The organism is Tunturiibacter empetritectus, assembly GCF_013410875.1.
Lineage (GTDB): Bacteria > Acidobacteriota > Terriglobia > Terriglobales > Acidobacteriaceae > Edaphobacter > Edaphobacter empetritectus.
Window position 1 is genome coordinate 472,281 of record NZ_JACCCU010000002.1, and the last position, 14,159, is coordinate 486,439.

Consider the following 14,159-nt stretch of genomic DNA (forward strand, 5'->3'; position numbering starts at 1 on the left):
GCTTTTTGTGAGCAACGCAGTCGAAGAATCCCCGTATTTGTCTTTGCCTTTTCTTGTCATTCCGCGCCCTGAGCTTGTCGAAGGGAAAGAACCCCGCATTTCGCTATTGCCGGTGCATTTGCATGGTTGCTGTTCCGCCATCGGCTGTTGAGCACCCACGATCTCAACCCTTTGATGGATGGGAGATTCCAAATCAGACGAGTAGCATAGCTCCCTGATGGAACAGCGTCGGCAGATGGGACTGGCCGCAACCCTCTCCGTGGTTACTGGAGAGTCGATTGCGCTCGGCATCTTTCTCACTCCCGCCGCAATGGCAAGATCGCTGGGCTCGCCTCTCCTGCTGGCGGCCGTATGGTGCGGCATGGGCCTCATCACCTTATGCGGAGCGCTCTGCTACTCCGAGCTGGCCATCAACTACCCCCTCACTGGCGGCGAATACGTCTACCTGCGCCAGGGTTACGGCACCCGCCTCGCATTCCTCTACGGCTGGATGTCCGCCGCCGTCATGGACCCAGGCCTCGCCGCCGCGCTCGCCGTAGGCGCAGCCCCCTATGTCCTCTCCCTCTTCGGACTCCCGCCGCGCACGCAAATCGTCATCCCCGCGCTAATCCTCAGCGGCCTCGCTCTACTCAACTACATCGGCACTCGCCTCAGCCGCCGCGTCATGACCACCGCCAACCTCTTGAAGATCGCCGTTCTCGTATGCCTCGTGCTTTGGGTATGGATCTCCGGGCACGCGACCGCCACAAACCTCTTACCCCTCACCACACGCCGCCCCGGCTCCGAACCTCTCTTCGCCGCCATCGCCGGAGCCACCATCAGCGCCTTCTTCAGCTTCGGCGGATGGTGGGAGGCAGGCAAGATCGCCGGCGAAGTACGCAACCCACGCCGCAACATGCCCCTGGCCTTCACCGGAGGCGTGGTCCTAGTCACCGCTGTCTATCTCCTGGTCAGCGCCTCGTTCCTCATGGTCGTCCCGCTCGAAAAGATCGTCTCCAACACAGCCTTCATAGCCCAGTTCGGCGAAGCGCTCTTCGGCACCATCGGAGGCAAAGTCCTCTCCGCCTGCGTCCTGCTCTCCGTCCTCGGAGGACTCATGGCCCTTACCATGGCAGCCCCGCGCGTCTACTACGCCATGGCAAAAGACGGCGCCTTCTTCGCCCCCTTCGGCAAGCTCCATCCTCGCTTCGGCACTCCCGCCAGCGGTATCCTCCTGCAAACCGGCCTCGCCCTCTTTGTCCTAAGCTTCGGAGCCTTCAACCGCATCCTCTCCTTCATCATCTTCTCCGCGCTCTGCTTTCTCGCCCTCTCCGTCACCACCCTCTTCCGCATGCCTCAGCCCGTTCGCCAATGGTGGTTCCCCACCGCACCCATCGTCTTCCTCCTCGGCTGTGCCGTCATCGACCTGATGATCCTCCTGCACGATCCCATCCCCGCGCTTATCGGTTTAGTCATCGTCCTCTGCGGCGAACCCGTCCGCCGTCTCTTCTTCTCCAAGGCAGACGTCAACGCCAATCCACTTCCGCACCAGATCACATCCTGAAAGGAACGACCCATGGCACACATCCAACTCCCCGAAGGTCTTCCCGGCATACGCGGCGCAATGGCCTTCCGTCCCGCCACCGCAAGGCCGCTCAACGACCTCGTAGAAGTCCTCCTCCACGGCCCCAACTCCCTCACCCCAGGCGAGCGCGAACTCATCGCAACCTACGTCTCCTCCGAAAACGACTGCTACTACTGTCAAACCATTCACGGAGCCATAGCCGCAGCCAGCCTCAACGGTGACGAAGCCCTCGTCAAACAGGTCAAGCACGACTTCCACAACGCTGCCATCTCCGAAAAACTAAAGGCTCTCCTCGTCATCGCCGGCAAGGTACAGCGCGGCGGCAAGCACGTCACCACCGAAGACGTAGCCGCCGCCCGCGCCCAGGGCGCAACCGACATCGAGATCCACGACACCGTCCTCATCGCCGCCGCGTTCTGCATGTTCAACCGCTACGTCGACGGACTCGCCACCACACAGCCCCGCGACGAAGCCATGTACCGCGAACGCGGCAAGTGGATCGCACGCGACGGATACGTCAACGTCAGCAAGGAATATCTACCAGCCGAAGCCGCACACTAGTTGGTTTAGAGTCGTCGCTTTTTTGTTTGTCATTCCCGAAGGGAATCTGCTTTTGCAGTTCACCATCAGGCAAATCGCCATAAGGAGATCCTCATGCCCCACATCAAACTACCCGAAGGCTTCCCCGGCATCAGCAGCGGATTCGTCTACCGCCCCGAAACCGCCAAGCCCATGCGCGAACTCGCCCACGTCCTCCTCCACGAGCCCAGCACGCTCACCCCCGGAGAGCGCGAACTCATCGCCACCTATGTCTCCAGTCAGAACGACTGCTACTTCTGCCAGACCAGCCACGCCTCAGCAGCCGCCGCGCACCTCGGCAACGATTGGGGTCTAACCGAACAGGTAAGACAAAACTACGAACAGGCCCCCGTCTCAGACAAACTAAAAGCCCTCCTCACCATCGCAGGCAAGGTTCAACAAGGCGGCAAGCACGTCACCTCAGAAGACATCGCAGCCGCCCGCGAACAAGGCGCAACCGACCTCGAGATCCATGACACGGTCCTGATCGCCGCCGCCTTCTGCATGTTCAACCGCTACGTCGACGGCCTCGCCACCTGGCAACCCGAAGACCCAGCGATGTACGCCAAGATGGGCCAACACCTGGCCACCGAAGGCTACCTGGCCCCCTCCATAAAAGCCTAAACGTAGCCACCACGCAAGGCCCATGAGTGGCTGCTTATAGCCGAGTCAATCCCTTTGGTTTCAGATCTGGAGACTTGCTCTTCACAGCTGCGCGATGGTCCGCCTTCGGTCGGGCGTGGGATAGCAACGCTAAATCGGCTTGTCGCTACCAACCGAAGTGGGCGCGCCTAACCATTCTCGCGATCGACTGGGGCATCCAGGCAATATTGAAACTTCTCAACGAACTGAGCCACATGCAGGCCATCCGCTAGAGCGTGATGCACATGGATCGATACGGGCATTGTGCAGCGGCCACCCGCCTCAGTAATTTGCCGAATGTGATGCGGGACGCGGAGTCTTCGTGCGCGAAGTCGCGAGCATGCGAAATGGAGGTGAAGTCGAACCGGGAAGCACCGAATAACGGATCAGGTTGGTCTCCGGATAGCGCTCGATGTCATCTCTCTGCCGCACCCGGTCGAGTTCGATAGCCGCCTCCCGCACGAACTCATCGATTCGCGGCCGGAACTGATAGTGTCCTAGGCCGATGGTGCCATTCTCGCGTCCCACAGCACTTCCGCCATTGATCTGTTCATAGCTCCAGACGGTGTCGCCAACAATACGCGTCTTGAAGTTCTCAACTTGGTGCGCAGCGACAAGTGAGCGATGCAGCAGTGACAAAAAGACTGACAGTTGATGCTTCTTGGCGTAATAGTAGGTCTCTGTGCAGTCAACGCGGAGGCAGACGCCGTGATAGGGCTCGGTAAAACTCTTGAAGAAATGAAAGCTCGCGCGTCGCTCCCAAGTCTCCGGGTCAATCTTCTGTCTGCTCCCAATCACAATCTCTTGCATGCTCCAATGCTAAATCGAAGCAGCCTCCTCTATCGCTTTTGATGCGAACGGCGTTTATCAGGACTGATGTGGGTTACTTGTGAAATATTGGTGACCGCTCGGTTCAGGGAGACCTACTATGCGTCAAATCAGGAAACTATCATTCTTGCTCATCATCTCACCTTGGATTACCGCGTATTCGATGGCTCAAACGGATTCGTCACCACACTCAGTCCAAATGGTAGTGGTCGAACCGGGCGTTCAGCTCGAAGTTCTGGATTGGGGCGGGTCCGGAAGACCTCTCATCTTTCTGGCTGGGAACGGCGATACAGCGCATCGTTTCGATGGCTTCGCTCCACAATTCAAAAAGCGGCACCACGTTTTCGCCGTCACGCGGAGAGGATTTGGCGCCTCCAGCAGTCCCGCACCGGCCAATGGGAATTATTCAGCGGACCGCCTTGGCGATGATGTGCTTGCGGTGGGGAAGGCGCTCCGCATCGACCGTCCTGTGCTGGTGGGGCATTCCATGGCCGGAGAGGAGTTGAGTTCGATCGGGAGCCGCTTTCCAAACAAGGTTTCCGGGTTGATCTATCTGGATGCTGCGACTGACTTTGCTCTCGATGATCCTGAGCATCCACTTCTGACAAACGAGATGAATGACATGAAGAAGCGCATTGACAAGATCGAAGCAGGTGGGGTGGATGAAAAGAAAGAGCTATTGAAACTGGAGATTGCTGCAGCACGCTTCGAGACCGTCCTACATCATGACAACGCGGAGATAGCAAATATGCCGCCCCTGCCGCCTCGTTCGCCAATCGGTGCGGCGCTCAACTTCGGCACGCAAAAGTACACAAGCATTTCAGTTCCCGCTCTCGCTATCTATGCATGTCCGCACAACTGGGACCGCCTACCTGATGGCGACAGGAAGGCCGCCTTGATCAAGGACGATAAAGCGCGCTGCACGCGCTGGGCCGATAATTTCCGCAGGGGCGTGCCCAACGCCCATATCGTTATGATCCCGAACGCAGACCACTATGTGTATTTGAGCAACGAAGCTCAGGTGGTCGCAGAGATGAATGCGTTTCTTGACAACCTTCATTGAACGAAGTTCGAGAACCGACACCATCAAAGATGGTCGACATCCTCCTCGGGCCCTTAGAAATTCGGCTCTCAACTCCCTAGAAGTCGGCTTGTCGTCATCTATGTTATTTATCCGGAAAACGGGCATCTCGCGGCCCCCCGCATTCTGCTACCAACCGCTACCAACCCCTTGCACTACCCCAAACCCCCGGTGTATCGTCTTACCAGCATGTCGAGCCGCTTCCAGTTCGCTTTTTTTACCTGCTCCTATTGGCGCCATCCAGCGGCCAGTGGAGTCCTCGCATGCATCTCTGAAAAGACCTAAAAACTTCAGAGTCTTCGACCTTCCCGAGCCGCAACCCACACCAGGTTGCGGCTCTTTCGTTTTCCGCAACGTTTTACAGGCACACTAAGGAGAGGCAATGACGTCCACCGAACCCGATACGCAAACCAAGCCCGAGCCCGAGACCCAAATCAAGACCCCAACCGAGATCATGACCCAAGCCCTAGCCCACCTCAAACGCCTCGTCCTCACCGGCTTCATGGGAGCAGGCAAATCCACCATCGGCCGCCTCCTCGCCGCCCGCATCGGCTGGAACTTCCTCGACCTCGACGCCCACCTCGAGTCCCGCACCAACGCCACCATCCCTCAGCTCTTCGAGCAGCAAGGTGAAGCCCGCTTCCGCCGCCTCGAATCCACAGCCCTCGCCTCCGCCCTTGGTTACAGCAACATCGTCCTCGCCCTCGGCGGAGGAACCCCCGAAGACCTCACCAACCGCCTCCTCCTCGAACAAACCCCCGCCACCTTCACCATCTTCCTCGACGCCCCCTTCCCCACCCTCTTCGACCGCTGCATGCTACAGGACCTCGGTCGTCCCAACGCCCGCCCCGTCCTCGAAGACCCCGCCGCCGCCCAGATCCGCTTCGAGCGCCGCCACCCCCTCTACCGCCGCATGGCCGCACTCACCATAGCCACCGCCGACCAGACTCCCGCCCAGACCGTCGAAGCCCTCCTCCTCGCCCTGACTCAAAGCAGGAGTTAGAGCCGTCCTCCCTTTGTTGTCATTCCCGAAGGGAATCTGCATTTGCAGTTTCTACACTAGTAGGCAAATTGCCATAGACATCAACAAAGAGCCGCCATTTCGATCGAAGGCAGCGCACTCTGCTCAACCAAACCCCGGACTCAAACTCCGCACTCCCGCACCTAAGCAGTGAAAGCGCACAATATCTGCATCTCAACGTCAGCACCCACAGGAGAACCCGGCTGACCAACCCCACGCCCGACGACCTCACACCCTACGAGAAAAAAAACCGCGCCCAGGTCCGCGGCAACATCCTCTTCTTCTTCGCCGTCATCCTCCTGCTCGCCCTCGCCTGGACCCTCCAGAAAGAGCTGCTGATCCTCTACGTCAGTGCTCTCTTCGCCGTCGTCCTCATGCCCGCAGTCAAGCGCATCCGTCAGTTGAAGATCCGCAACTACCAGCCCTCCCGCGGCGTTGCCATCGTCATCCTCATCGCTGCCGTCGCCGGCGTTCTCGCCCTCTTCTTCACCACCGGCCTACCGCCTGTCCTCAGCGACCTCCGCAACTTCTCCGCCGAGCTGCCCCAGCGCATCCCCGAGGTCGTCGCCCGCATCAAGAAGCTCCCCCTCGCCGACAAGTTCGGCATCGACTCCCTCGCCCAGCGCGCCGCCGGAGCCTTCGACGCCACCGCCACCTATCTCTTCACCTCGCTCCCCCTCTGGCTCTCCCACCTCTTCGACATCCTCACCGCCGCCTTCCTCTGCATCTACTTCATGCTCGAAGGCGAGCACGCCTACCAGTTCTTCCTCTCCCTCTTCCCCAGCGCCGATCGCCCCCGCCTCAACGCCACTCTAAAAAAAGCTGAGAGCAAGATCAGCAAGTGGCTCCTTGGCCAGGGACTCCTCATGCTCATCCTCGGAGTCTCCAGCACCATCGTCTTCGGCCTCCTTCACGTCCGATACTTCCTCCTCCTCGGCTTCCTCATGGGCCTCTTCAACATCATCCCCATCGCCGGCGGAGTCATCACCATCATCATCGCCGCCGGGGTCGCCGCCCTCGACTCCTGGACCAAGATGGCCAGCGTCCTCCTCTTCTACGCCATCTACATCAACGTCGAAAACGCCGTCCTCACCCCCCGCATCATGCGCTCCAGCGTCAACCTCATGGGCCTCACCGTCCTGGTAGCCCTGCTCCTCGGAACCGCCCTCGCCGGCATCGTCGGAGCCCTCGTCTCAGTCCCCACCGCCGCCCTCATCACCGTCCTGCTGGAGGAGTACGCCGTCCAAAAGGAATGATCCCCCGCCTGCAACTTTTGTGGTACGCTCACCGCATTCCCATCTCCGTCACTATTTACAGACTCGCACCACCAACGTTAGGTTAAATTCCAGCTCTTTTAATCTTCTGAAAACCAACCGCCCTTGCTATTCTCATGCCAGTGTCAGATCTCAAGTTTGCCCAACCCGCTCGCAGCAACCTGTTGGCTCCGGTCCTTCTGGCGTTTCTGATCCTTGGCATCACCCTCGCCCTGGTCATGCGCTTCACCCCGCATAAGACCGCCGATCTCGACATCCTCCACACCAACGTCTACTCCGCCCACACCGTCTTCAAAGGCGAGTCCATCCTCGTCGGCCACGACCGGGGCCAGGACGACCTCTACGTCCTCACCACCCTCCGCATCACCGACGGCCTCCGCCTCCCCCTCTTCCTCAAAGACTTCACCGCCACCCTCACCACCGGCGACGGCGAAGAGATCACCACCAGCGCCGTCGAAAAAGACGACCTTCCCAGCGTCTTATCCGCTTTCCCCGCACTCAAGCCCCTCGCCTCCGAACCCCTCCTTCGCGAGACCATGATCAACCCCGGCCAATCCGCCGAGGGCATGATTATCCTTCACTTCCCCATATCCCAGGAGGTATGGGACCACCGCCGCACCGCCGCCCTCAACGTCGACCTCTACCATCAGGGCCTTCAGTCCATCATGATCAGCCGCGCCAGCGAAGCGGTCCCAAACCCCGCCACCAAAGTAGCCAACTGACTCAACTGCCCCCTGAGACGCAGCCCACGAACCTTGGGGAACGCACCAATGGAGTCAATTGACGTTGGGACGCACCCACAAAATCCTCAACTTACTTCTGGGGCGCACCACAAATCCCGTCATCCCGACCGAAGCGTAGCGCAGTGGAGGGACATCCGCATTTTGCCCGAAGCGCCCCGCCCCCCATGAGAATCCACCATAAAACCGTAAACTAACCCCATGACCCGCCGCCGCTGGATCGCCGACACCTGGACCCCTACCACCGCATCCCTCACCGGCGACCAGGCCGCCCACCTCGCCCGCGTCCTCCGCGCCGAACCCGGCCAGATCTACGACGTCGTCTCCAACGGCTTCCTCCACCGCGCCGAAATCCTCACCGTCTCCGAAAAAGAAGTCCTCTTCACCCTCCACGAAGAGCTCCAGTCCGACGCCGCCCTCCCCCTCCATCTCCTCCTCGCCGTCTTCAAGTTCGACCACATGGAGTGGGCCATCGAAAAAGCCACCGAACTAGGCATCGCAAAGATCACACCCATCCTCGCCCGCCGCACCGAAAAGCACCTCGCGCAATCCGCTCTCAAGCGTTCCGAACGCTGGCGCCGCATAGCTCTCGAAGCCAGCAAGCAATCCCGCCGCACCGACATCCCCGAGATCGCCGACCCCACCCCACTGAAGTCCGCCCTGGAAAGCGAAAAATCCCCCACCCGCATCCTCCTATCCGAAACCGAGCAGACCCAAACCCTGACCGCCGCCCTCGAAGGAGCATCACCCGCCACAAAAGACCGGGTGCCCCATCCTTCGCAGTCTCACCGCGAAGGGTGGGAGGTAGACCGTCAAACCGCCTTAGCCATAGGCCCCGAAGGCGGCTGGACCCCCGAAGAGATGTCCCTCTTCACCACCCATCAATGGCAGCCCGTCACCCTCGGCCCCCGCATCCTCCGCGCCGAAACCGCCGCCATAGCCGCCATCGCCATAGCCGCCACCCACCTCGCCTAATCCACGCCTATCCATGCGAATCCGCGCCCGCCGCCGGATGCGTATGCGAGTGCTCCAATCCCGTCTTCTGCGGCTCCCCCATCATCCGCAGCATCGCCGGACCGCCCGTCCTCAGGAACCGCACCACTAACAGCGCCGCCACCACCAGAAATCCAAGATTCAGCCACGTCGTATAGTTCCACGAGATCGCCTCCTCCATCACCCGCGCGTTCCTCTGCTGTGGAATCAGGTGCAGCCACCCAAACACAAACTCCACCACCAGCGCCGCCACCGCCATCGCCGCATAGAACGTCACAAACAGGAATGCGCTAACCTTCCACCCGTAATACTTACGATAGATATTCAGAATCGGCAGAATAATCAAATCCGCAAACAGAAACGCGATCACGCCCCCAAAGCTGATCCCACCGTTCCACAGCACCGCCGCCAGCGGCACATTGCCCACCGAGCACACAAACGAGACCACCGCCACCGCCGGCCCCACCAGCGGACCCCACAACTTCGCCAGCACCGGATGCCCCGCAAAGAAGAACGTCTGCCAGAACTGCTTCGGCACCCATGCCGCCAACGCTCCCGCAATCAGCAGCCCCACCCCGATATCCAGCCACAGCGACGCCCAGTCCATCACAAAGAAGTGGCTGATCGCCGTCCGCCCCTTCTCCGACGCCGCCCGCTGCCACAGCGTTCCCTCATGCACGCTCATGTCCATGGCCGCATGCCCCTCCATGCGCCCTGCGACGCCCCGGTCCGCCTGCTCCCGCGCCGCCTCCACCAGCCCGCGCCGCAGAAACAATCGGAACAACACCACCAGCACCCAGATCATCAGCGGCCCGCCCACAAACTCCGCCAGCGTAAACCGCCAACCCATCAGCACCGCCAGCAGAATCCCCAGCTCCATCACCAGGTTCGTCGACGCAAACTGAAACGCCATCGCAGCCGTAAAGTTCGCGCCCTTGCGGAACATCGACCGCGCCAGCGCCACCGCCGCATACGAGCACGACGAACTCGCTGCCCCCAGCCCGCACGCCTTCACAATTGTCCCCGCACGGTCATCCGGCAGCAGCCCGGACATCTCCTCCTTCGACACCACCGCCTGCACCACCGCTGACAGCAGAAATCCCAGAATCAACGCCCAAAGAATCTCCCACCCCATCGTCAACGACATCCTCAGAGCATGCCAGATCGCCAACAGCATCCACACCCCCGTCGAGCACATTAGCCCATCCAGCAAGCGGTCAGCGCCCCCACCACAAAGCCGTCATCGACCGAGCACCAAAGCTTCATAGTGAGATGCGCAAGAGAGGCTCCCGCATCCTGCCTTTGCTCCCTGCCAGCCGTCCCAAGCCGGGTGCCCCATCCTTTCGCGGCCTCATCGCGATAGGGTGGGGTATTCGCGCCGGCAGGCGCGAACCGCTCTCCTCCCCAAGCCCATCCTCGCTCCAAAGCCACAAAACGTCACCGTCGCGCTGACCAGTTTCCAGCTGACTAGCTAACCCAGCTGACCGCAGTTTCTTTGTTGTCATCCCCGAAGGGGATTTGCGTCTGCTGTTGCAGTTGCACTTGCACTTGCACTTGCAGTTGCTTTTGTCATTGCACCTGCGTTGCCGTTGCTCGTCTTTTACGCTAACCCGCTAACTAGCTAACCCGCTGACCACCTGACTCGCTGCCTCTCAGCTGAACATATCCTTCACCTTGTCGAACAGCCCACGCGACGTCGGCGTATTCTCCACCACCATCATCTCGTCCAGCTGCTTCAACAACTCCCGCTGCTGCTTGGTCAGCTTGCCCGGCGTCTGCACCCGAATCTCCACGATCAGATCGCCCTTCCCATGCGAGTTCAAATGCGGCACGCCCTTGCCCTTCAGCTTGAACGCCTTCCCATTCTGCGTCCCCTCAGGAACCTTGATCGTCGCCGCACCCTCCAGCGTCTGAATCTCAAGCTCCGTCCCCAGCGCAGCCTGCGGGAACGAGATCGGCATCACGCAATGCAGATCATCCCCATCGCGCTCAAAGAACTTGTGCGCCTTCACATTCAGCACAACGTAAAGATCACCAGCAGGTCCCGCAAACTTGCCCGCCTCACCCTCGCCCGAGTAGCGAATCCGCGTATCCTGCTCCACACCCGCCGGCACCTTCACCATAATCGTGTGCTCGCGTTGTATCCGCGTCTCGCCCTTGCAGGTCTGGCAAGGATCAACAATCAGCGTCCCCGTCCCTCCACACACCGAGCAGGTCCGCGCCACCGAAAAGAACCCCTGCTGAAACCTCTGCTGCCCGCGGCCGCCGCATTGCGTACAAGTCACCGGAGCCTTACCCCGCGACGCACCCGAGCCCTTGCAGTCGATGCAGGTCTCCATCCGCCGGATCGTGATCTCCTTCTCCTTGCCGAAGACTGCCTCTTCAAACTCCAGCTTCATGTCGTACCGCAGATCGCGTCCGCGCTGCACCCGTGAAGCCTGCTGGCGACCATTGCCGCCCATGTTGAACATCTCGCCGAAGAGATCGCCGAAGATATCTCCCAGGTCCTGCGGATTGCCGCTGAACCCACCACCAAATGGACCACCGGCCCCGCCGCCGTTCTGAAACGCCGCATGACCATACCGGTCATAGGCCGCGCGCTTCTCCACATCGCTCAGCACCGAGTAGGCCTCGCCGCACTCCTTGAACTTCTCCTCAGCCTCAGGATTGTTCGGGTTCCGGTCCGGGTGGTACTGCATGGCAAGCTTGCGATAGGCAGTCTTCAACTCCTGATCGCTCGCATCCCGCGAAACACTCAATACTTCGTAGTAGTCAACCTTCGTCACGTTTGCCGTCGCCATATCCCTGAAAGTCTCTTTCTAATCTGTGTTGCCGTGCAGTTGCGACTGATGCGTGCTGGTATTCATTTACAGTTACTGCGGTGTACTCTCATCCCCAACCGGCCAATACTCATCGGGTGCCCCATCCATCGCGTTCCTGCGATGGGTGGGAAAGTACGCCTTCACTCAGCCGCATCTTGTCGTTGCTCTTGCCCTTTTCCTGTCATCCCGCAAGCATTTATTTCTGTCGTTGCAGTTGCAATTGTCTTTGCCTCTAGGTACCCCAAGGCTTCATCCTTGGGCCTCTCTACAAAAAGAAAACGAGGGGCTTTAGCCCCTGGGGTATGCCCTCTTCTCCTAATCCGCAACCTGATTCGGATTCGCGGCAATCCTCACCAGCGCCGGCCGCAATAGCTTCTCGCGGATACTGTACCCCCGCCGAATCTCCTCCAACACCTGGTGGTCCGGGAACTCCTTGGTTTCGATGCTCCCCAGGGCCTCATGGATTCGAGGGTCAAACTGCGTCCCCACCGTCTCCACCGCCTGAACATTCAACCCCTTCAGCGCATCTTCCATCTGCTTCAGAATCAGCTCCACACCGCCCCGCAACTGCTCTTTCGTCCCATTCGCCTTCAGCGCCAGCTGAAAGTTGTCCATCACGCCCAGAAACGGCTCAACCGTATTTGAAACCGTATAGTCCCGCGAATCCGCTCGCTCCTTCGCCTCACGCTTGCGAGCATTGTCGAACTCGGCCTGCAGCCGCGCTAGTCGGTCCAGCAGCTGATTCCGTTCGCCCTTCACCTGCTCCAGCTCCGCCTGAGCGGGGCTCACCTCATTAATCGGCTCAACCTCAGAACCCACAGCCACCTCCGGCTCCATCGTTCCCTGCCCAGTCGTTTCCTGTTCCGCCATCTGATCCTGCATCTTCTTTGAACTCCTCATCGTGTTACCTCTTCCATTGTTGCCCATCCGAGCCCATCGCGCGAACTGCTCCCTGGCATTCATCCTAAAAACCTCGCTTGCCGTCCGCAAAACCCAGTTATGTCTTCGCCTTTGTTCGGCTAGCAAAGCCCATATCCCGACGTTGTGCCTTTGCTGTCATCCTGAGCGCAGCGAAGGATCCCGACGAACTCCGCCCTGCCAAGACGCTCGTACCTTTCCACCCTCGTCAAGCCATTGTCTGTTCTTAGTACCCTCTCACCCGGCAAGAAAATAAATCTCAAAACCTTGGCGTATTCTTAATCGCTCAAAACTATGCGGCGAACAGCCACACTCAGCCACGCAAAACACCACATCCACACCACAAATTCACCACGTCCAAACACCTTATTCTCTTAAAAACACCGGCAAAAACCACACCCCGACCACGCCAGAAAAAAATCACTCCCCAAAATCAATCTACAGAATGCAGCATCCGGTCAAAGACACGCGCAATATAGCTCACCGCATTCATCGTATTCTCGTAGTGCATCCGCTTCGGCCCAATCACGCCCACCGTCCCGCGGCTCTCTCCACCCATCCGCGCTGGCGCAGCAATCAGCACAAGTCCCGCCATTTCAGGAGCTTGCTCCTCCAGGTCAAACACCACCCGCACACTCTCCTGCCGCGCATCGATGTAGGCATTCAACAACTCCACCAGCCGTTGCTTCGCCTCGAGCGCCGTCAAAACCTCTCGCAGCCTCTCCCTATCCTCTTGAGAACCAACAAGATTCGCCACCCCATCCACATAAACCGTCTGCAGCGGCACCCCAGCCTCCGGCACCGCCCTCATCCAAAGCTGCTGCACAGAATTCAGCAATCTCTGATACTCGCTCTTCTCCCGCTCCACCAGCCGCGCAATCTCCGCCCGAACCCGCTCCACACTCCATCCACGAAAGTTATCATTCAGAAAGTTTGCTGCAACCTCTAACTCCCTCGAAGTCAAGTCTTTATCGAGCGTAAGCACCCGGTCCCGCACCAGCCCGCTGCGCGTTACCACCACCGCCAGCACCCGCGCCGGAGCCAGCCGCGAAAAGTGCACATGCTCCAGCATGTCCCCATCCGCAGCCGCAGCAATGGCCACGCCTACCCCGCTCGACAAGGTAGCCAGCACATGCGAGGTCCTCTCCAACACCGCCTGCGTCCCCGCAACTCCAACAAAACTCGAGTCAATCTGCGAACGCGACCGAGCCGACAAACGCGCCGCATCAATCCTCGGGTTCACCCCGCCACTCAACTGCTCCACAAACATCCGGAACGCCCTAGCCGTAGGCACCCGCCCAGCCGAGGTATGTGGCTGCTCCAGCAAGCCCGCATCCGCCAGTTCGGCCATCTCGTTCCGTACCGTTGCCGGGCTAAGCCCAGCACTTTCACCACTTTGTAGACGAGCAATAGTCCCCGACCCGACCGGCTCGCCTGTCTCGATGTAGTTCTCGATGATGGCGGTCAGAATAGCTCTCTGCCGCGCCGTAACCCGCTCCGCATCCGCCATTCATCCCTCCGTCCTTAACTCTACGCCACCCGTCAAGTGCATATAACGCGGTGTACCGCCGAAGCTCGGGAGCACTCTTCAAGCCGACCAACGGGAGGCCCAACGCAGCTAATCCACCCAGACAAGGTACACGCCCCACGAAGTGGGCGCCGTCCGCGCAGGAGGCCCGTCCGGCAGGACAAGGCAC

15 protein-coding genes are annotated in these 14,159 nt (G+C 59.8%); 8 read left to right on the forward strand and 7 right to left on the reverse strand.

Features of this window, described 5'->3' with window-relative positions; genetic code table 11:
• Positions 1 to 217 precede the first annotated feature (217 nt).
• The 3 genes from HDF08_RS14225 to HDF08_RS14235 all read left to right on the forward strand — a co-directional run bounded on the left by HDF08_RS14225 (position 218) and on the right by HDF08_RS14235 (position 2,767).
• The gene (locus HDF08_RS14225; protein WP_179639306.1) at positions 218 to 1,543 is read left to right on the forward strand and encodes an APC family permease; all 1,326 of its coding nucleotides are present in this window, start codon (positions 218 to 220) and stop codon (positions 1,541 to 1,543) included.
• Between the two features lie 12 nt (positions 1,544 to 1,555).
• The gene (locus HDF08_RS14230; RefSeq protein WP_179639307.1) at positions 1,556 to 2,125 is read left to right on the forward strand and encodes a carboxymuconolactone decarboxylase family protein; all 570 of its coding nucleotides are present in this window, start codon (positions 1,556 to 1,558) and stop codon (positions 2,123 to 2,125) included.
• Between the two features lie 93 nt (positions 2,126 to 2,218).
• Positions 2,219 to 2,767, forward strand: coding sequence for a carboxymuconolactone decarboxylase family protein (locus tag HDF08_RS14235; RefSeq protein ID WP_179639308.1), 549 nt, complete (start codon positions 2,219 to 2,221; stop codon positions 2,765 to 2,767).
• A 167-nt stretch (positions 2,768 to 2,934) separates the two neighbouring features.
• Here the strand turns inward: HDF08_RS14235 and HDF08_RS21745 are convergent, their stop codons facing one another.
• The gene (locus HDF08_RS21745) at positions 2,935 to 3,048 is read right to left on the reverse strand and encodes a CatA-like O-acetyltransferase (protein ID WP_257031138.1); all 114 of its coding nucleotides are present in this window, start codon (positions 3,046 to 3,048) and stop codon (positions 2,935 to 2,937) included.
• 19 nt (positions 3,049 to 3,067) lie between these two features.
• Positions 3,068 to 3,595 (reverse strand): hypothetical protein, encoded by a 528-nt coding sequence (locus tag HDF08_RS14240; protein ID WP_257031139.1) that lies wholly within the window; start codon positions 3,593 to 3,595, stop codon positions 3,068 to 3,070.
• Between the two features lie 145 nt (positions 3,596 to 3,740).
• Between HDF08_RS14240 and HDF08_RS14245 the strand changes: the two genes are divergently transcribed.
• The 5 genes from HDF08_RS14245 to HDF08_RS14265 all read left to right on the forward strand — a co-directional run bounded on the left by HDF08_RS14245 (position 3,741) and on the right by HDF08_RS14265 (position 8,704).
• Positions 3,741 to 4,676: an alpha/beta fold hydrolase gene (locus HDF08_RS14245; RefSeq protein WP_179639309.1), complete on the forward strand. Its 936-nt coding sequence runs from the start codon at positions 3,741 to 3,743 to the stop codon at positions 4,674 to 4,676.
• Positions 4,677 to 5,076: 400 nt separating this feature from the next.
• A complete protein-coding gene (locus HDF08_RS14250) occupies positions 5,077 to 5,697 on the forward strand; it encodes a shikimate kinase (protein WP_179639310.1) in 621 nt (206 codons plus the stop codon).
• Between the two features lie 290 nt (positions 5,698 to 5,987).
• Positions 5,988 to 6,971 (forward strand): AI-2E family transporter, encoded by a 984-nt coding sequence (locus tag HDF08_RS14255; RefSeq protein WP_353070350.1) that lies wholly within the window; start codon positions 5,988 to 5,990, stop codon positions 6,969 to 6,971.
• Positions 6,972 to 7,105: 134 nt separating this feature from the next.
• Complete coding sequence (locus HDF08_RS14260; protein ID WP_179639311.1) at positions 7,106 to 7,711, forward strand: hypothetical protein; 606 nt, start codon at positions 7,106 to 7,108, stop codon at positions 7,709 to 7,711.
• Positions 7,712 to 7,930: 219 nt separating this feature from the next.
• Positions 7,931 to 8,704 (forward strand): RsmE family RNA methyltransferase, encoded by a 774-nt coding sequence (locus HDF08_RS14265; RefSeq protein WP_179639312.1) that lies wholly within the window; start codon positions 7,931 to 7,933, stop codon positions 8,702 to 8,704.
• A 7-nt stretch (positions 8,705 to 8,711) separates the two neighbouring features.
• Here the strand turns inward: HDF08_RS14265 and HDF08_RS14270 are convergent, their stop codons facing one another.
• From HDF08_RS14270 to hrcA, 5 genes are all read right to left on the reverse strand, one after another.
• Complete coding sequence (locus HDF08_RS14270; RefSeq protein WP_257031140.1) at positions 8,712 to 9,920, reverse strand: permease; 1,209 nt, start codon at positions 9,918 to 9,920, stop codon at positions 8,712 to 8,714.
• Positions 9,920 to 10,153, reverse strand: a complete 234-nt coding sequence (locus tag HDF08_RS14275) for a hypothetical protein (RefSeq protein ID WP_179639313.1) — start codon at positions 10,151 to 10,153, stop codon at positions 9,920 to 9,922. The genes HDF08_RS14270 and HDF08_RS14275 overlap by 1 nt, the downstream gene beginning before the upstream one ends.
• A 221-nt stretch (positions 10,154 to 10,374) precedes the next feature.
• Positions 10,375 to 11,523 carry a molecular chaperone DnaJ gene (gene dnaJ, locus HDF08_RS14280; RefSeq protein ID WP_179639314.1) on the reverse strand — a complete coding sequence of 383 codons (1,149 nt, stop codon included), beginning with the start codon at positions 11,521 to 11,523 and terminating at the stop codon, positions 10,375 to 10,377.
• Positions 11,524 to 11,859: 336 nt separating this feature from the next.
• On the reverse strand, positions 11,860 to 12,444 hold the full coding sequence (locus HDF08_RS14285; protein WP_179639315.1) for a nucleotide exchange factor GrpE: 585 nt from the start codon (positions 12,442 to 12,444) through the stop codon (positions 11,860 to 11,862).
• Between the two features lie 451 nt (positions 12,445 to 12,895).
• Positions 12,896 to 13,972, reverse strand: coding sequence for a heat-inducible transcriptional repressor HrcA (gene hrcA, locus HDF08_RS14290; RefSeq protein ID WP_179639316.1), 1,077 nt, complete (start codon positions 13,970 to 13,972; stop codon positions 12,896 to 12,898).
• Positions 13,973 to 14,159: the final 187 nt, after the last annotated feature.

What these genes read in the sequence shown, in the direction of transcription:
- HDF08_RS14225 (WP_179639306.1), top strand. Translation starts at nt 218, where the DNA reads ATGGAACAGCGTCGGCAGATGGGACTGGCCGCAACCCTCTCCGTGGTT.
- HDF08_RS14230 (WP_179639307.1), top strand. Translation starts at nt 1,556, where the DNA reads ATGGCACACATCCAACTCCCCGAAGGTCTTCCCGGCATACGCGGCGCA.
- HDF08_RS14235 (WP_179639308.1), top strand. Translation starts at nt 2,219, where the DNA reads ATGCCCCACATCAAACTACCCGAAGGCTTCCCCGGCATCAGCAGCGGA.
- HDF08_RS21745 (WP_257031138.1), bottom strand. Translation starts at nt 3,048, where the DNA reads ATGCCCGTATCGATCCATGTGCATCACGCTCTAGCGGATGGCCTGCAT.
- HDF08_RS14240 (WP_257031139.1), bottom strand. Translation starts at nt 3,595, where the DNA reads ATGCAAGAGATTGTGATTGGGAGCAGACAGAAGATTGACCCGGAGACT.
- HDF08_RS14250 (WP_179639310.1), top strand. Translation starts at nt 5,077, where the DNA reads ATGACGTCCACCGAACCCGATACGCAAACCAAGCCCGAGCCCGAGACC.
- HDF08_RS14260 (WP_179639311.1), top strand. Translation starts at nt 7,106, where the DNA reads ATGCCAGTGTCAGATCTCAAGTTTGCCCAACCCGCTCGCAGCAACCTG.
- HDF08_RS14265 (WP_179639312.1), top strand. Translation starts at nt 7,931, where the DNA reads ATGACCCGCCGCCGCTGGATCGCCGACACCTGGACCCCTACCACCGCA.
- HDF08_RS14270 (WP_257031140.1), bottom strand. Translation starts at nt 9,920, where the DNA reads ATGTGCTCGACGGGGGTGTGGATGCTGTTGGCGATCTGGCATGCTCTG.
- dnaJ (WP_179639314.1), bottom strand. Translation starts at nt 11,523, where the DNA reads ATGGCGACGGCAAACGTGACGAAGGTTGACTACTACGAAGTATTGAGT.
- HDF08_RS14285 (WP_179639315.1), bottom strand. Translation starts at nt 12,444, where the DNA reads ATGAGGAGTTCAAAGAAGATGCAGGATCAGATGGCGGAACAGGAAACG.
- hrcA (WP_179639316.1), bottom strand. Translation starts at nt 13,972, where the DNA reads ATGGCGGATGCGGAGCGGGTTACGGCGCGGCAGAGAGCTATTCTGACC.